14 protein-coding genes are annotated in these 17,222 nt (G+C 70.3%); 6 read left to right on the top strand and 8 right to left on the bottom strand.

All coding sequences use genetic code 11. From position 1 onward, the window contains the following. The first annotated feature begins 44 nt into the window (after nucleotides 1–44). Nucleotides 45–221, top strand: a complete 177-nt coding sequence (locus ACZ5NH_RS20130) for a hypothetical protein (RefSeq protein WP_228622693.1) — start codon at nucleotides 45–47, stop codon at nucleotides 219–221. An 83-nt stretch (nucleotides 222–304) separates the two neighbouring features. On the opposite strand, the gene dnaE is transcribed toward ACZ5NH_RS20130, so the two are convergent. Further along, the gene (gene dnaE, locus ACZ5NH_RS20125) at nucleotides 305–3,844 is read right to left on the bottom strand and encodes a DNA polymerase III subunit alpha (protein ID WP_468777016.1); all 3,540 of its coding nucleotides are present in this window, start codon (nucleotides 3,842–3,844) and stop codon (nucleotides 305–307) included. 209 nt (nucleotides 3,845–4,053) lie between these two features. Between dnaE and ACZ5NH_RS20120 the strand changes: the two genes are divergently transcribed. The 4 genes from ACZ5NH_RS20120 to ACZ5NH_RS20105 all read left to right on the top strand — a co-directional run bounded on the left by ACZ5NH_RS20120 (nucleotide 4,054) and on the right by ACZ5NH_RS20105 (nucleotide 8,846). Beyond that, nucleotides 4,054–5,379 (top strand): DUF2252 domain-containing protein, encoded by a 1,326-nt coding sequence (locus tag ACZ5NH_RS20120; RefSeq protein ID WP_468777014.1) that lies wholly within the window; start codon nucleotides 4,054–4,056, stop codon nucleotides 5,377–5,379. Nucleotides 5,380–5,446: 67 nt separating this feature from the next. Continuing rightward, on the top strand, nucleotides 5,447–6,136 hold the full coding sequence (locus ACZ5NH_RS20115; RefSeq protein WP_468777012.1) for a hypothetical protein: 690 nt from the start codon (nucleotides 5,447–5,449) through the stop codon (nucleotides 6,134–6,136). 132 nt (nucleotides 6,137–6,268) lie between these two features. Continuing rightward, nucleotides 6,269–7,081, top strand: a complete 813-nt coding sequence (locus ACZ5NH_RS20110) for a DsbA family protein (protein ID WP_388621408.1) — start codon at nucleotides 6,269–6,271, stop codon at nucleotides 7,079–7,081. A 94-nt stretch (nucleotides 7,082–7,175) separates the two neighbouring features. Then, nucleotides 7,176–8,846: an alkaline phosphatase D family protein gene (locus ACZ5NH_RS20105; RefSeq protein WP_468777010.1), complete on the top strand. Its 1,671-nt coding sequence runs from the start codon at nucleotides 7,176–7,178 to the stop codon at nucleotides 8,844–8,846. A 7-nt stretch (nucleotides 8,847–8,853) separates the two neighbouring features. On the opposite strand, the gene ACZ5NH_RS20100 is transcribed toward ACZ5NH_RS20105, so the two are convergent. Then, complete coding sequence (locus ACZ5NH_RS20100; protein ID WP_451004044.1) at nucleotides 8,854–9,432, bottom strand: dienelactone hydrolase family protein; 579 nt, start codon at nucleotides 9,430–9,432, stop codon at nucleotides 8,854–8,856. Nucleotides 9,433–9,536: 104 nt separating this feature from the next. On the opposite strand from ACZ5NH_RS20100, the gene ACZ5NH_RS20095 reads away from it, so the two are divergent. Further along, nucleotides 9,537–10,610, top strand: a complete 1,074-nt coding sequence (locus ACZ5NH_RS20095) for a mechanosensitive ion channel family protein (RefSeq protein ID WP_468777008.1) — start codon at nucleotides 9,537–9,539, stop codon at nucleotides 10,608–10,610. Here ACZ5NH_RS20095 and ACZ5NH_RS20090 read toward each other — a convergent pair. The 6 genes from ACZ5NH_RS20090 to ACZ5NH_RS20065 form a co-directional block, all read right to left on the bottom strand. Beyond that, nucleotides 10,582–11,322 carry an SDR family NAD(P)-dependent oxidoreductase gene (locus ACZ5NH_RS20090; protein WP_468777006.1) on the bottom strand — a complete coding sequence of 247 codons (741 nt, stop codon included), beginning with the start codon at nucleotides 11,320–11,322 and terminating at the stop codon, nucleotides 10,582–10,584. The two genes, ACZ5NH_RS20095 and ACZ5NH_RS20090, sit on opposite strands and share 29 nt — an antisense overlap. Nucleotides 11,323–11,412: 90 nt before the next feature. Further along, complete coding sequence (locus ACZ5NH_RS20085; RefSeq protein ID WP_388621418.1) at nucleotides 11,413–12,999, bottom strand: Na+/H+ antiporter; 1,587 nt, start codon at nucleotides 12,997–12,999, stop codon at nucleotides 11,413–11,415. A 96-nt stretch (nucleotides 13,000–13,095) separates the two neighbouring features. Beyond that, on the bottom strand, nucleotides 13,096–13,563 hold the full coding sequence (locus ACZ5NH_RS20080; RefSeq protein ID WP_468777004.1) for a GNAT family N-acetyltransferase: 468 nt from the start codon (nucleotides 13,561–13,563) through the stop codon (nucleotides 13,096–13,098). Then, complete coding sequence (locus tag ACZ5NH_RS20075; protein ID WP_451551822.1) at nucleotides 13,560–14,504, bottom strand: RluA family pseudouridine synthase; 945 nt, start codon at nucleotides 14,502–14,504, stop codon at nucleotides 13,560–13,562. The genes ACZ5NH_RS20080 and ACZ5NH_RS20075 overlap by 4 nt, the downstream gene beginning before the upstream one ends. Nucleotides 14,505–14,576: 72 nt before the next feature. Next, nucleotides 14,577–15,209, bottom strand: a complete 633-nt coding sequence (gene lspA, locus ACZ5NH_RS20070) for a signal peptidase II (protein ID WP_468777002.1) — start codon at nucleotides 15,207–15,209, stop codon at nucleotides 14,577–14,579. Between the two features lie 59 nt (nucleotides 15,210–15,268). Further along, nucleotides 15,269–16,894, bottom strand: coding sequence for a histone H1-like repetitive region-containing protein (locus ACZ5NH_RS20065; RefSeq protein ID WP_468777000.1), 1,626 nt, complete (start codon nucleotides 16,892–16,894; stop codon nucleotides 15,269–15,271). Nucleotides 16,895–17,222: the final 328 nt, after the last annotated feature.

Raw genomic sequence — 17,222 nt, 5'->3', positions numbered from 1 at the left:
GTCCCGGCCCTGGCCCCTAGATCCCCCACAGGAGGCAGATCACCATGGCCAAGAACAAGAACCGCAAGCAGGCCGGCCCGCAGAACCGCGCGTCGCACGCCGAGCAGAGCCAGGAGCACGCGCAGCGGCAGACGGAGGCTCACGAGTCACCGGTGTCGCACATCCAGGGCAGTCCCGCGGATGTTGCAGGCAAGAAGCGAAAGAGCTTCGGCCACAACTAAAGGGCAGTTGAAGCCCAGGCACGCAGGAGGGGCGCACCCTTGGCGGGTGCGCCCCTTCGTGCGTGCCGGCGTCGGGTACGGCGTCAGCCGGCCAGGCAGGAGGGGCCGAGCAGCACCTTCAAGTCGCCGAAGAGCGCGGGGTCGGGCTTGACCCGGTGCCGGTCCAGGCGCAGCACGGTGGTCTTGCGCGGGCCCTGGAGCTTGATGCGGACCTCGCTGTCGCCCTTGTGATGGCTGAGGATCTCGCCGAGGCGGCTGACCATGGGCGGAGTGACCTTCACGGCCGGGATGGTGAGGATCACCGGCGCGTTGGTGCCCGCGTTGGACAGGTCCGGGACCATCAGCTCCATGGCGACGAGCCGGGGCACGTCCTCGCGCTTGTCGAGGCGTCCCTTGACGAACACCACGGCGTCCTCGACGAGTTGGGTGGACACCAGCTGGTAGGTCGCCGGGAAGAACATGCACTCGATGGAGCCGGCGAGGTCCTCGACGGTGGCGATCGCCCAGGCGTTGCCCTGCTTGGTCATCTTGCGCTGCAGGCCGGAGATGATGCCGCCGATGGTGACGACCGCGCCGTCGGCGTGCTCGCCGCCGGTGAGCTGGGCGATGCCCGCGTCGGCCTTGTCGGCGAGGACGTGTTCCAGGCCGAAGAGCGGATGGTCGGAGACGTACAGACCGAGCATCTCCCGCTCCTGGGCGAGCAGATAGGTCTTGTCCCACTCGTCGGTGGAGAACTCCACGTCGAGTCCGAAGCCGGGCTCGCTGCTGGTGTCCTCCCCCATGCCGCCGAAGAGGTCGAACTGCCCCTCGGCCTCCTTGCGTTTGACCGCGACCACGTTGTCGATCATCGGCTCGTACTGCGCCATGAGGCCCTTGCGGGTGTGCCCCATGGTGTCGAAGGCGCCGGCCTTGATGAGCGATTCCGTGGTGCGCTTGTTGCAGACCACCGCCTCGACCTTGTCGAGGTAGTCGGGGAAGGAGGCGTACTTCCCCTTCGCCTTGCGGCACTTGATGATCGACTCGACGACGTTGGTGCCGACGTTGCGGACGGCGGAGAGGCCGAAGAGGATCACGTCGTCGCCCTGGGCGGCGAAGTTGGACTCGGACTCGTTGACGTTCGGCGGCAGCACGCGGATGCCCATGCGGCGGCACTCGTTCAGGTACACCGCCGACTTGTCCTTGTCGTCCTTGACGGAGGTCAGGAGCGCGGCCATGTACTCGGCGGGGTGGTTCGCCTTGAGGTAGGCGGTCCAGTAGGAGACCAGGCCGTACGCGGCGGAGTGCGCCTTGTTGAAGGCGTAGCCGGCGAAGGGGACCAGCACGTCCCACAGGGCCTGGATGGCCTCGTCGCTGTAGCCGTTCTTGCGGGCGCCGGCCTGGAAGATGGTGAAGTTCTTCGCCAGTTCCTCGGGCTTCTTCTTACCCATCACTCGGCGGAGGATGTCGGCCTCGCCGAGCGAGTAACCCGCGATGATCTGGGCGGCCTTCTGCACCTGCTCCTGGTAGACGATCAGGCCGTAGGTGACGTCCAGGACCTCCTTGAGCGGCGCCTCCAGCTCGGGGTGGATCGGCGTGATCTCCTGCTGCCCGTTCTTGCGGAGGGCGTAGTTGGTGTGGGAGTTCATGCCCATCGGGCCCGGGCGGTACAGGGCCGACACGGCGGAGATGTCTTCGAAGTTGTCGGGCTTCATCAGCCGCAGCAGGGACCGCATGGGGCCGCCGTCGAACTGGAAGACGCCGAGGGTGTCGCCGCGCTGGAGCAGGTCGAAGGTCGTGGGATCGTCGAGCGGCAGGGACAGCAGGTCGATGTCGAGGCCCTTGTTGGCCTTCACCATCTTGACCGCGTCGTCCATGATCGTGAGGTTGCGCAGGCCCAGGAAGTCCATCTTCAGCAGGCCGAGCGACTCACAGCTCGGGTAGTCCCACTGGGTGATGGTCACGCCGTCGGTGTGCCTGACCCACACCGGGACGTGCTCGGTGATGGTCTCGCTGGACATGATCACGCCGGCGGCGTGCACACCCATCTGCCGGACCAGGCCCTCCACGCCGCGCGCGGTGTCGATGACCTTCTTCACGTCCGGCTCGTTCTCGTACATCCCGCGGACCTCGCCCGCCTCGCTGTAGCGGGGGTGGCTGGGGTCGGTGATGCCGGACAGCGGGATGCCCTTGCCGAGGACGTCGGCGGGCATGGCCTTGGTGATGCGGTCGCCCATCGCGTACGGGTAGCCCAGCACGCGCGCGGAGTCCTTGATCGCGTTCTTGGCCTTGATGGTGCCGTAGGTGCCGATCATGGCGACCTTGTCGGCGCCGTACTTCTCGGTCACGTACCGGATCACCTCGACGCGCCGGCGCTCGTCGAAGTCGATGTCGACATCGGGCATCGAGATGCGCTCGGGGTTGAGGAACCGCTCGAAGATCAGGCCGTGCGGGATCGGGTCGAGGTCGGTGATGCCCATGGCGTAGGCGACGATCGAGCCGGCCGCGGAGCCTCGGCCGGGGCCGACGGCGATGCCGTTGTTCTTGGCCCACATGATGAAGTCGGCGACCACGAGGAAGTAGCCGGGGAAGCCCATCGAGATGATGACGTCCATCTCGTAGTCGGCCTGCTTCTGGCGGTCCTCGGGGATGCCGCCCGGGTAGCGGCGCTCCATGCCGCGGCGGACCTCCTCCTTGAACCAGGTGACCTCGGTGTAGCCCTCCGGGATGTCGAACTTGGGCATGAGGTCGCGCTTCTCGAACATGCCGTCCGTGTCGACCATCTCGGCGACGAGGAGCGTGTTGGCGCAGCCTTCCTGCCAGGCGTCCGAGGAGTCGATGGCGTACATCTCGTCCGTGGACTTCAGGTAGTAGCCGGTGCCGTCGAACTTGAAGCGGTCCGGGTCGGAGAGGTTCTTGCCGGTCTGGATGCACAGCAGGGCGTCGTGGGCACCCGCCTCGTGCGCGTAGGTGTAGTGCGAGTCGTTGGTGACCAGCGGGGGGATGCCGAGCTTCTTGCCGATCTCCAGCAGGCCGTCGCGGACCCGGCGCTCGATCTCGATGCCGTGGTCCATCAGCTCCAGGAAGTACCGGTCCCTGCCGAAGATGTCCTGGTAGTCGGCGGCGGCCTTCAGGGCCTCGTCGAAGTGGCCGAGGCGCAGCCGGGTCTGCACCTCGCCGGAGGGGCAGCCGGTGGAGGCGACGATGCCCTCGGACCACTGGGCGATGGTCTCCTTGTCCATCCGGGGCCACTTCTGCAGCCAGCCCTCGGCGTAGGCGTCGGAGGAGAGGCGGAACAGGTTGTGCAGACCGGTCTTGTTCACGGCCCACATCGTCTTGTGGGTGTAACCACCGGAACCGGAGATGTCGTCCCGCTTCTGGTGCGGCTGGCCCCAGAGGATCTTGCGCTTGTTGCGCCGGGACTCGGGGGCGACATATGCCTCGATCCCGATGATCGGGGTGACTCCGGCCTTCTTCGCGGAATGGAAGAAGTCGTATGCCCCGTGCAGGTTGCCGTGGTCGGACATGGCGATGTGCGTCATGCCCATCTCGTTGCAGGCGTTGAACATGTCCTTGAGCCGCGCGGCACCGTCCAGCAGCGAGTACTGGGTGTGGACGTGCAGGTGCGTGAAGGGCGGCTTTGACACGGTATGGCCTCCAACGGAAACGGTGGGTGGCGGGCGGGCGGACAGTTCTGGGGTCAGCGTCGAAGTCTATGCCCCGGGGCTGACACAGGCGGGGGATCCCTGCGTACCTTCATGCGGGAACCGGGCACTCCCGCGTGGCGTCGCCCGTTGGAGACGGCAGAAACGCTGTCGTACAGGTATGCACGGAAAGCACCAGGAGGCACCCAGCGATGTCGTTCCCCCAGCTCAACGACGAGCAGCGCGGCGAGGAGATCCTCGCCGTCTTCGACACCGCCTTCGGCCGGCTCCTGGCCGCCGACCCGGCCGCGTTCCGGGTGAAGTTCCGGAAGATGGCGGCCTCGGCGTTCGCGTTCTACCGGGGCACGGCGTGCCTCTTCTACCACGACCTGGACGCCGACAAGCGCGGTGGTCCATTCCTGGACGACCGCACCTCGCGCGTGTGGATCCACGGTGATCTGCACGCGGAGAACTTCGGAACGTACATGGACTCCAACGGCCGCCTGGTCTTCAACGTCAACGACTTCGACGAGGCCTACGTCGGCCCCTTCACCTGGGACCTGAAGCGCTTCGCGGCGTCGATCGCGCTCATCGGGTACGCGAAGGCGCTCAGCGACGAACAGATCACCGAGCTGGTGCGCGTCTACGCGGGCGCGTACCGCGAGCGGATCCACGCCCTGGCCACCGGCGCGAAGAGCGACGAGGTGCCGCCGTTCACCCTGGACACCGCCGAGGGCCCGCTGCTGGGCGCCCTGCGCGCCGCCCGCTCGCTGACCCGTTTCGAGCTGCTGGACTCGATGACGGAGATCCGGGACTTCGAGCGCCGTTTCGCGCCGGGCGGCGGCTCCATCGAGCTGGACGCGGCCACTCGCTACAAGGTCCTCGCGGCCTTCGACGGCTACCTGGAGACGCTGCCGGACTCCTCCCTGGCCCGCCCGGACTCCTACCGCGTGAAGGACGTCGTCGGCCGCCGCGGCATCGGCATCGGCTCGGCGGGCCTGCCGTCGTACAACATCCTGCTGGAGGGCCACAGCGACGCCCTGGAGAACGACGTCGTGATCTACATCAAGCAGGCCCAGACCCCGGCCGTCTCCCGGCACATCACGGACCCGGCCATCGCCGGCTACTTCCAGCACGAGGGCCACCGCACGGTGATCTCCCAGCGCGCCCTGCAGGCGCACGCCGACCCGTGGCTGGGCTGGACCGAGCTGGACGGCGCGGGCCAGCTGGTGGCCGAGGTCTCGCCGTACGCCGTCGACCTGGACTGGGGCGACATCGACGACCTGGAGGAGATCGCGCAGGTCGTCGCCGACCTGGGCCGGGCCACGGCGACGATGCACGCGGCGGCGGACGACACTTCCGGCGAGTCCCTGGTGCCGTTCTCCACCGAGCGGGCCATCGACGCGGCCATCGCCGCCGACGAGGAGGGCTTCGCGCCCCTCCTGGTGGACTTCGCGCACGGCTACGGCGCACGCGCGCGTGCCGACCACCAGATCTTCGTCGACCTGTTCCGCAACGGCCGGATTCCGGGGCTGTAACCTTCCCGTACTCACAGGCACCCTTTAAGGGTCCCTTACTCGGCTACGTGCCAGACTTTCTCTCGCTATGGACATATCCGGGATCCAGCTCAGAACCGTGCGCGCGGCGCTGTTCACGGCTGTCGTCGTGACGCTCAGCACCGCGTCGCACGTGCTGCTGTCCCGGGCCCCGCTGCCGATGGCGACCGTGCTCGCGGTCGCCACCGCGGTGTTCGCCACCGCGTATGCGCTGGCGGGCCGCGAGCGCGGCTTCGGCCGGATCGCGGCCCTGCTGATCCCGCTGGAACTGGCCGCCGACACGGTGTTCACCACCGGCCAGAACACCTGTTACGGCAGGGCGGGCGGCCCGGTCACCGGCCCCCTGCACGCGTTCGGCTTCGACGTGCTGTGCCAGGGCGGTGCCGTCGGCTCCCCGCTGGCCCAGATGACCGGGGCTCACGGCCGTCCCGCGGCGCTGCTCGCGCACGCCAGCCCGGCGGCGGCCTGGCTGCTGCTCGCCGCGCACGTCGGCGTGGGTCTGCTCGCCGCCGCCTGGCTGCGCCGGGGCGAGCGGGCGCTGATGCAGTTGCTGCGCGCGGTCGCCGCCACCACCTTCCGGCCGCTGCTGCTCGCGGTCGCCGCGGTCGCCGTCCGGCTGACCCCGGCGCGCCGGCTGCCGCGCCCGGCCCCGCGCCGGGCCGCCGCCCGCGACCGGCTTCTCGTGCACTCTCTGGGACGGCGTGGACCGCCGTGCTCGCCCGCTCTCGCCGCCGGCTGAGCGGCACCACCTGAGCGACGCCGACCGGGCAGCGCCCATCGAGCGCGTCCGCGCGACGGCATCTGAGCACACCCAGTCCCCCACACGTATCCCGCGTACGGCATGTGCGCGTCCCACACGGAGAACATCGACATGAGCAAGCGGAACAGTCAGTCGGCGAAGACGGCGGCGCGGGAGCGGCTGCGCGAGGAGCGCGAGCGGCAGGCCAAGCGCGACAAGGCGAAGCGGCAGGTCATCGTGGCCGCCTCGGTCGTGGCCGTGCTGGCCGCGGCCGGCGGCATCGGCTATGCGGTCGTCCAGGCGAACACGCCCACCGGGTGGGACGCCGCGAAGACCAAGCCGCTCGTGAAGCCGGCCAACACCTCGGGCGCGGACGGCACGACCGTCGTCATCGGCAAGAGCACCGCCCAGAAGACCCTCACCATCTACGAGGACCCGCGCTGCCCGGTCTGCGCGCAGTTCGAGCAGACGGTCGGTTCGACCGTGAAGAAGGACATAGACGACGGCAAGTTCAAGCTCCGGTACGTCGGTGCCACCTTCCTCGACAAGAACCTGCCCGGTGTGGGCTCCAAGAACGGGCTCAGCGCCCTCGGCGCCGCGCTCAACGTCAGCCCGGAGGCGTTCCTCGAGTACAAGTCCGCCATGTACTCGACGAAGTGGCACCCCGACGAGAACGACGACAAGTTCAAGGACGACGCCTATCTGATCAAGATCGCCGACACGGTCCCCGCCCTGAAGGGCAACGCGGCGTTCCAGAAGGCCGTGAAGGACGGCACCTACGACCGGTGGGCGCTGGAGGAGTCCAAGATCTTCGACAAGGACGGCATCCAGGGCACCCCGACCCTGAAGATGGACGGCAAGACGCTGACGGGCGCCGACGGCAAGAACCCGCCCATGACCGTGGCCGAATTCGACAAGGCCGTCGACGCGGCGCTCAAGGGCTGACACCCCGGGCGGAATCCGTCCTTCCCGTGAAGAGCGGGCGAACATTCGAGTTCGCCCGCTCTTGTGTGCGTACCGGTCAGTAACCTGACCGGTCGTGACCAGTCGAAAAAGATCACTTTCGGCCGCCGAAGGCCTCAACTCCCTCTCGCCCCGCCGCCGTACAATCGTCAAGGCCGCGGCGGCAACCGCTGTGCTGGCCGGCCCGTTCGCCGCCTCCCTTCCGGCGCGCGCCGCCGACCAGGCCCCCGCCTTCCTGCACGGTGTCGCCTCCGGTGACCCGCTGCCCGACGGCGTCCTGCTGTGGACCCGGGTGACCCCGACCCCCGACGCCGTACCCGGCTCCGGGGTGGGCCCGGACACCGAGGTGAGCTGGGTCGTCGCCAGGGACAAGGCGTTCACCGGCATCGTCGCCAAGGGCTCGGTGACCGCGACCGCCGCCTCCGACCACACCGTGAAGGCCGACGTCCGCGGCCTGCAGCCGGCCACCGACTACTGGTTCCGCTTCTCGGCCGGCGGCACCGACTCCCCGGTGGCGCGCACCCGCACCGCGCCGGCGACGGACGCGACCGTGGCGAACCTCCGCTTCGGCGTGGTCACCTGCGCCAACTGGGAGGCCGGCTACTTCGCCGCCTACCGCCACCTCGCGGCCCGGAGCGACCTGGACGCCTGGCTGCACCTCGGCGACTACATCTACGAGTACAAGTCCGGCGAGTACGCGGCGCGCGGCACGGTCGTCCGTCCGCACGCACCGGTCAACGAGATCATCACGCTCGCCGACTACCGGATCCGGCACGCGGAGTACAAGACCGACCCCGACCTCCAGGCCCTGCATCTGAAGGCGCCGGTCGTCGCCATCTGGGACGACCACGAGTTCGCCGACAACGCCTGGTCGGGCGGCGCGGTCAACCACACCGAGGGCGCCGAGGGCACCTGGACCGCCCGCAAGGCGGCCGCCAAGCAGGCCTACTTCGAGTGGATGCCGGTCCGCCCCGCGATCGAGGGCACCACCTACCGGCGGCTGCGCTTCGGCAAGCTCGCCGACCTGTCCCTGCTGGACCTGCGCTCCTTCCGCTCCCAGCAGGCGTCCGCGGGCAGCGGCTCGGTGGACGACCCGAACCGCACGATCACCGGGCGCGCCCAACTCGACTGGCTGAAGGCCGGGCTGAAGGCCTCGGACACCAAGTGGCGGCTGGTCGGCAACTCGGTGATGATCGCGCCGTTCGTCATCGGCTCCCTCACCGCCGACCTCCTCAAGCCGCTCGCCAAGCTGCTCGATCTGCCGCAGGACGGCATCGGCGTCAACACCGACCAGTGGGACGGCTACACCCACGACCGCCGCGAACTCCTCGACCACCTGCGCTCGAACGGCATCGGCAACACCGTCTTCCTCACCGGTGACATCCACATGTCCTGGGCCAACGACGTGCCGGTGGACGCGGGCACCTATCCGCTGTCGCCGTCGGCGGCCACCGAGTTCGTGATCACCTCGGTGACCTCCGACAACCTCGACGACATGGTCAAGGTCCCCGAGGGCACGGTCTCCGCCGTCGCCGCGCCGCTCATCGAGGTCGCCAACCGGCACGTCCACTGGGTGGACACCGACCGGCACGGCTACGGCGTGCTGGACATCACCGCCGACCGCGCGCAGATGGACTACTACGTCCTGTCCGACCGCACCGACCAGAACGCGACCTCCCAGTGGGTGCGCTCCTACCGCACCCGCAGCGGCACGCAGAAGGTCGAGCGGACCTACGACCCGGTGTAGCGGGCGGCTATCCGGACTGCAGGCCGTCGAGGAAGCCGAGCGCCACCCGCCAGGTGGCCTCGGCGGCCTCGGCGTCGTAGTCGGGCAGCCCGGGGTCGGTGTAGAGGTGCCCGGCGCCGGCGTAGCGGTAGACCTCCACGTCGGCTCCGGCGCGGCCCATCTGCAGATACCAGGCGGTCAGCCAGTCGTCCGTCTCGAACGGATCCGGCTCGGCCACATGCAGCTGCACCGGCAGCTCGTCCACCTGCGCCGTCGGCGCGATGTCCGACGTGCCGTGCAGAAGCAGCAGCCCGCGCGCCTTGTCGTCGCCGAGGGCGAGGGTCTGGGCGATCGAGGCGCCGAGCGAGAACCCGGCGTACACCAGTCCGCGGTCCGAGTAGGGGGCCGCCGCCAGCACGGCCCGCTTCAGCAGTTCCTCCTTGCCGAGCGACTCCTTGAACTCCATGCCCTCCTCGACGGTGTCGAACGTGCGCCCCTCGAAGAGGTCCGGCGTCCACACCTCGTGGCCGGCCGCGCGCAGCCGGTCCGCGGCCTCGCGCACCGCGGGCCTGAGGCCGTAGGTCGAGTGAAAAAGCATGATGTTCATGAGGCCATGGTGCCAGCCGGTGCGAGATCGCCGGAGCCGCCGGAGCCGGGAACACGCCAAACTCACATGTTCATGCCCGCCGGACACCGGTTAGAAGCGGGGGCATGGAGAACCTAGTCCGCCCCGTGATCGTGATCGGCGGCTCGGTGCTGCTCACGCTGGCCGTCGGCTGGGCCACCGACCGACTGCTGCGCAAGGCCGACGAACGCGACCACGACTCACCGCTGTGGGAACTGCTGCGCCGCGGCCGCATCCCCTACCAGCTCGTGCTCTGCGCCGCCCTGCTCCGCGGGTCCTACGACCAGGCGAAGCTGCTGGAGCGGCACCAGGTCGGCATCGGCCGGGCCCTGACACTGGTGCTGATCGGCTCCGCCTCCTGGCTGGTGATCCGCATCGCCGCGGCGATCGTCGAGACCACCTACAGCCGCTACGCCCGCGCGCACCGGGATCCGGCCCGGGTGCGCCGCGTGCGCACGCAGGTGGAGCTGATCATGCGGGTGGTGTCGGCGATCGTCATCGTCGTGGCGATCGCCGCCATGCTGCTGACCTTCCCGGCGATGCGCGCGGCCGGTGCCTCGCTGCTGGCCTCGGCGGGTCTCCTCGGCATCGTGGCCGGTGTCGCCGCCCAGTCGACCCTGTCCAACATGTTCGCCGGACTGCAGATCGCCTTCGGGGACATGGTGCGCATCGGTGACACGGTGGTCGTGGACGGCGAGTGGGGCACGGTCGAGGAGATCACCCTGACCTTTCTGACGGTACGGACCTGGGACGAGCGCCGGATCACCATGCCGGTGTCGTACTTCACCTCCAAACCCTTCGAGAACTGGTCGCGGGGCACCCCGCAGATGACCGGCACCGTCTTCTGGCACCTGGACCACAGCGCGCCCATCGAGGCGATGCGCGAGAAGCTGCGCGACATCCTGCGCGAGAGCCCCGCCTGGGACGGCCGCGCCTACGGGCTCGTGATGACGGACAGCACGCCCAACACCGTCCAGGTGCGGGCCCTGATGACCGCGAAGGACGCCGACGACATCTGGACGGTGCGGGTCACGGTCCGCGAGCAGATGATCACCTGGCTGGCGGCGGAGCACCCCTACGCGCTGCCCCGGGTCAACACCGCCGGTGCGGTGCGGCCTCCCGCGGAGCCCGTCAGTGTCCGCGTTCCGCACCGCCGTTGACCTGGATGACCTGTGAGGTGACGTGCGCGGCGCCGGGCGAGGCCAGCCAGTGCAGCGTCGCGGCCACGTCTCCCGGTATCCCGGCACGTCCGGTCGAGGTCTCGGCGATGAGCTGCGCCCGCCGGGCCTCGTCCATCGAGTCACCGAAGAACTCGGTGTCCTCGACAAAGCCCGGCGCGACCACGTTCACGGTGATGCCGTGCGGTCCCAGCTGCCGGGCCAGATCGTGTGCGTACGGGTGCAGCGCGGCCTTGGACGCCGCGTAGGCGCCGCTGCCCGAACCCCGGTAGGCGGCGATGGACGAGATGAACAGCACCCGCCCGCCCGGTTCGGCGAGCCGGTCCTTCAGGGCTTCCGTGAGCAGAGCGGCGGTCAGGGTATTGAGCCGGAAGTTGTCGGTCCAGGCGTGGGCCACCCGCTCCAGAGGGTCCTCACCACCGGTCGGCGGATGCTGGCCCCCGGCGCCTCCGGCGCTGTGCACGAGCACGTCCACGGTGCCGAGTTCCCGGGCGACGAACTCTGCTGCGCCCCGTACGTCCGCCGGCTGCGTCAGGTCGGCCGCATAGGTGAGGGAGCCGGGCACCGCGGCCTTCTCCAGCACCTCCGCGCGCCGCCCCAGCAACAGCACCCGGTCGCCGTCCGCCGCGAACATCTGCGCCGTCGCCAGCCCGATGCCCGTACCGCCACCACTGATCACGATGTTGCGAGTCATGATCCGAGAGTAGGAGTGATCGGCCGACGATGCCGGTATTTATCCACAGGTACGCCATGTTCATATGACTTTTCCTGCACAGGGCTCAGCTCACCGCAGACTGCGCACGTCGAGATGCCTGAGCACCCGGTCCACGATCTCCGGATCCGCCCCCGGCTCGCTCCGCGCCGCCAGCACCTCGTGCCGCGCTGCGCTCAGCATCTCGTTCTGGATGTTCCGGACCCGCCTCAGCCGCCTGGCCCGCTGGTGCTGCGCCTCCCGCCGCTCCTCCTCCCCCATGTCGGGACTGATCCGGATCCCGATGTCGAAGGCACGCCGCAGCATCTGCTCGGACAGCTCCTCGGGCAGGTCCTCCACCTGTTCGATCTCCCGGAGTCTGCGCTTGGCCGCCCTCGCGGCCCGCACCGCCAGCTCCTTCTCGAACTCCTTCTCCCGCTCGGAGTCGGCCCGTACCCCGAGCCACCGCACGAGGGACGGCAGCGTGAGCCCCTGCAGGACCAGCGTGACGATGATGACCCCGAAGGCGATGAAGACGATCTCGTCGCGGTCGGGGAACGGGGAGCCGGCGTCGGTCTTCAGCGGGATGGCCAGCGCCAGCGCCACCGAGGCCACCCCGCGCATTCCGGACCACCACATCACGACGGTCTCCCGCCAGCTGACCGGGATCTCCTCGTCGTAGTCCCGCCGCGCGTGCAGCCGCTTGGTCAGCCAGGTCGCCGGCAGCAGCCACACCAGCCGTACGACGATCACCACGCCCACCACGGCGGCGGCCCAGCCCAGCAGCTCGCCCCAGCGCCCCTGGGCCGTGCGGATGGCGTTGTGCAGTTCGAGGCCGATGAGCCCGAACGCCACACCGGTGACCAGGGTGTCGATGATGTCCCAGAAGGTGTGCCCGGCCAGCCGGGTCATCACGTCGTCGGCGTCGGTGGCGTACTCGGCGAGGAACAGCGCGGTGGTGAGCACCGCGAGCACCCCGGAGCCGTGCAGCTTCTCCGCGAGCACGTAGGAGGCGTACGGCACCAGCAGGGTCATGCCGATCTGCAGGGTCGGATCGCCCAGCAGGTCCATGAGCCTGTTCGCGCCCCAGCCGAGCACCAGGCCCACGGCCACCGCGACGACGGCGGACAGCACGAGGTCCACCCCGGCCCGCCACGCCGAGAACGAGCCGCTCACGACGGCGGCGATCGCCACGTGGTACAGCACGATGGCGGTGACGTCGTTGAAGAGCCCCTCGCCCTCCAGGATCGACACCAGCCGGCGCGGCAGCCCGAGCTGCCCGGCGACGCTGGTCGCGGCGACCGGGTCGGGCGGGGCGATCAGCGCGCCGAGCGCGAAGGCGGCGGCGATGGGCAGTCCCGGCACGATCGCGCCGGCGACGAACGCCACGCACACCATCGTGACGAACACCAGCGCGACGGCCAGCAGGAGGATCGGGCGGACGTTGGCCGCGAACTGCCGCCAGGAGGTGCGCCGCACCGCGGCGTAGAGCAGCGGCGGAAGCAGCCCGGGCAGGATCAGCTCCGGCGGGATGTTCACGTTCGGCACGAAGTCGGCCACCGCGAGGACGCCGCCGAACAGGGTCATCAGCACCGGCGCCGGTACCCCGAACCGGTCCCCCACCGGGACGCTCACCAGGGCCCCGAGCAGCAGGACGAACAGCAGAGCCAACTGGTCCACGGCCGGCGCTCCGGGGGTCGACGGTCACACGGCAGGCCTCAAGCCTGCCATCCGACCCGCCCGAACGCCTGCCGCCGCAGGGCGCTGCGCGAGCTTCTACAGCTCCCGGCGCATCGCCCGGTGCGGGATGCCGGCGTCGGGGAACTCCGGGCCGTACGCCGCGTAGCCGAGCCGCTCGTAGAAGCCCAGCGCGTGGGTCTGTGCGTGCAGGTCCACCGCGGTGAGGCCACGCGCGCGTGCCGCCTCCTCGATGGCCCGCACCAGGGCCACGCCGACGCCCAGCCCGCGGGCCTCACGGGCGACTGCGAGCCGCCCCAGGGAGCCCACCGAGGCGTCCCCGCCGGTCTTCGCCGCCGCGGCCTCGCCGTGCAGCAGCCGCCCGGTGCCGAGCGGCACACCGTCCTCGCGGACCGCGAGGACATGCACGGCGACCGCGTCGTAGGCGTCGTACTCGATGGTCTCGTCGACGCCCTGCTCGCGGACGAAGACCTCCTTGCGGACCGCGAAGCAGGACTCGCGGTCGGCGCGGTCCTCGGCGACCCGGACGGTGTACGGCGCGCTCACGCGTACGTCTCCTCGCGGACCTGGTCGAGGGCCTTCTGCAGGTCCGCGGGATAGGCGCTCTCGAACTCCACCCACTGGCCGTCCCCGGGGTGCTCGAAGCCGAGGCGCACGGCGTGCAGCCACTGGCGGGTCAGGTGCAGCCGCTTGGCCAGGGTGGGGTCGGCGCCGTAGGTGAGGTCGCCGACGCAGGGGTGGCGATGGGCGGACATGTGGACGCGGATCTGGTGGGTGCGGCCGGTCTCCAGCTTCACGTCCAGCAGGGAGGCGGCGCGGAAGGCCTCGATGAGGTCGTAGTGCGTCACCGAGGGCTTGCCGTCGGCCGTGACCGCCCACTTGTAGTCGTGGTTCGGGTGGCGGCCGATGGGCGCGTCGATCGTGCCGCTCGTCGGGTCCGGGTGGCCCTGGACCAGGGTGTGGTAGCGCTTGTCGACCGTGCGCTCCTTGAACTGGCGCTTGAGCGAGGTGTACGCCCGCTCCGACTTGGCGACCACCATCAGGCCCGAGGTGCCCACGTCCAGGCGGTGCACGATGCCCTGGCGCTCGGCCGCGCCGGAGGTGGAGATCCGGTACCCGGCGGCGGCGAGACCGCCGATGACGGTCGGGCCGCTCCAGCCCGGCGACGGATGCGCGGCCACGCCGACCGGCTTGACGATCACGACCACGTCCTCGTCGTCGTGCACGATCTCCATGCCCTCGACCGGCTCGGCGACCACCTGCACCGGCGCGGGCGCCTGCGGCATCTCGACCTCCAGCCAGGCGCCGCCGCTCACCCGGTCGGACTTGCCGACCACCGTGCCGTCGACCTGGACCTTGCCGGCCGCGGCCAGCTCCGCCGCCTTGGTGCGGGAGAAGCCGAACATGCGGGAGATGGCGGCGTCGACGCGCTCGCCCTCCAGGCCGTCGGGCACGGGCAGGGTGCGGATCTCGGGAATCGTGCTCACCCGTCGAGTATGCCGGACGGGTGGCAGCGGCCCGCACGAGCCTGTGGAAAACCGCCTGTGGACGCCCCGGCCTCAGTCCTTGTGGATGGTGCCGTCCGGGTCCAGGCCCCGGAAGGACAGCAGGACGATCAGGATGCCGCCGCACACGATCGCCGAGTCGGCCAGGTTGAACACGGCGAAGCCCTTGGGCGCGATGAAGTCCACGACCTTGCCCTCGAAGACGCCGGGCGACCGGAAGATCCGGTCGGTCAGGTTGCCGAGGGCGCCGCCGAGCAGCAGGCCGAGCGCGATGGCCCAGGGATAGCTGTAGAGCTTGCGGGCCAGGCGCATGATCACCACGATCACGGCCGCGGCGATCAGGGTGAAGATGATCGTGAAGGCCGCGCCGAAGCCGAAGGCCGCACCCGGGTTGCGGGTGGCGTTCAGCTCCAGCCAGTCCCCGACCAGCCTGATCGGCTCATGGCCCTCCAGCTTGGCGACCACGAGCAGCTTGCTGATCAGATCGAGGGCGTACGCGAACGCGGCCACCGCGAACAGGAGGGCGATCCGGCGCCCACGACCACTCCGGGCCTCGGCCGGGGCCTGCTGCCCGTCCGCGCCGGACGCGGCGGCCGGGGTGGACGCACCGGAGCCGACCGCAGCCGTCCGCTCGCCGCCGTCGTCCGGGGTGTCCGGCGTACCGATGATGCGCTCCGCCTCTGCCACGTGAGTCCCTCAACCTAGGTGCCTGACTGAGGACGAGACTACGGCACGGCCCCGCACAGTCAGGAGCGGCGTTCCTGCTTCTGTTTGCACTCGACGCACAGCGTGGCCCGGGGGAAGGCCTGCATCCGGGCCTTGCCGATGGGGTTGCCGCAGTTCTCGCACAGGCCGTAGGTGCCCGCGTCCAGCCGCTCCAGGGCGTGCTCGTTCTGAACCAGCATCTCGCGCGCGTTGGCTGCGAGCGCCAGCTCGTGCTCGCGGGTGATGTTCTTGGTGCCGGTGTCGGCCTGATCGTCTCCGGCGCCGTCCCCGGAGTCCCGCATCAGGCCCGCGAGGGAGGCCTCGGAGGAGCTGATCTCGGTGCGCAGCCGCTCCACCTCGGACAGCAGCTCGGCACGGGCCTCGGCGACCTCTTCCGGGGTCCAGGGGTCCTCACCGGGGCGCACCGCCAGCTCGCCGGGCTCCGCCGCGCCGACCCGCGCCTTCGGAAGGGCGGTCTCCGCCGTGGCCGTGCCAGGAGTCTTCTTCGCAACCACTGTCGTGGCTCCCGTCTGCTCCGCGGCCCGCGCCGCGCCCGCTTTCTTGGCCCTGCTCGTGTCGGCCGCCTCCGTGGAGACGCCTTTCGCGGCCGCCTTCCTGCCGCCGGCCTTCCGGGCCGGCGCCTTCTTGACGGCCGTCTCCTGCGCCGCTCCCTTCGCCGCCGGCTTCTTTCCACCGGACTTCTCTGCCACTGGCTTCTTCGGGGCCGCCTCGGCCGCCACCGCCACCCCGTCTGCGGCGACCGCCTTCCGGGCCGACGTCTTCTCGCCGCCGGCCTTCTTGCCAACCGCCTTCTTGGCCGGCCTCTCCCTGGCGGCCGTTTCCCTGTCGGCGGTCTCCTTTCCGGTCGCCTTCTTGGCCGACCCGGCCGCCATCTTCCCGGCCGCCTTCTTCATGGCCGTCTCTTCCCCCGCCGCCGCCTTCTTGGCGGCTGCCTCCTTGCCAGCGGACTTCCTGGCAGCCACCTTCTCAGCGGCCGCCTCCTTGCCCGCCGGCTTCCCGGCGGCCACCTTCCCGGCAGCCACCTCCTTGCCCGCCGACTTCCTGGCAGCCACCTTCCCGGCAGCCACCTCCTTGCCCGCCGACTTCCTGGCAGCCACCTTCTCGACAGCCACCTCCTTGCCCGCCGACTTCCTGGCAGCCGCCTTCCCGGCAGCCACCTCCTCGGCAGCCGCCCCCTTGCCCGCCGACTTCCCGGCAGCCACCTCATCGCCCGCGGACTGCCCGGCAGCCGCCTTCTCGACGGCCGCCTCCTTGCCCGCCGGCTTCCCGGCGGCCACCTTCTCAGCGGCCCCCTTCTCGGCAGCCGACTCCTCGGCGGCCGTCCTCTTGACGGCAGTTTTCCTGGCGGCCGTCCTCTTGACGGCGGTCTCGTCCTCGGCCGTCAGCGCCTTGTCCACGGACTTTCTGGGCGCCTTCTCCTCGGAGGCCGGATCCCTCGCCGCGGTCTTCCGCGCGGCCGTCTTCCCGGCGGCCGGCTCCTTCACGGCCGTCGCCCTCAGCGCCGTCTTCCTCGCGGCCGGCTGCGCGCCCCTCTCCGCGGTCGGCCGCTTCCTGCCGTCCACTGCCCTGGCCTCGCCGCCGGAGGCAATCGCGCCCCCGCGCCGGCCGGTCGCCGGCTGCTGTACGGCGGTCCTTTTCGCCACCATGGCCGCGACCCCTTCACATACTGTGATGTTGCTCGCGAATCGTTCTGGGACGATAAATCGACTTGAGTCCCGCGGCAACGGGGCACACCGCCCGATTCGCCCGCCCGCACTCCCCGCGCAGCGGGCCTGCATCCGTTGTGCCCAGCTCCCCGCCGGGTAATCCGCCGGCCCGGGCCCGCCCGGACCCGGGCGCCCGCCACCTGGCCATTCGGGTCATCCCGGACCGTCACGCGGCCGGCGGCCGCACCGCGCGGAAAACCGGTCGGCCGCTGTCCGCGCGGCGCCGTACACTGGGCGGAGCGAAAAGCGTGGATGGGGACGAGTAGCG

The organism is Streptomyces sp. NPDC031426 (assembly GCF_055581585.1).
This window is presented reverse-complemented; position numbering and strand designations above follow the sequence as displayed.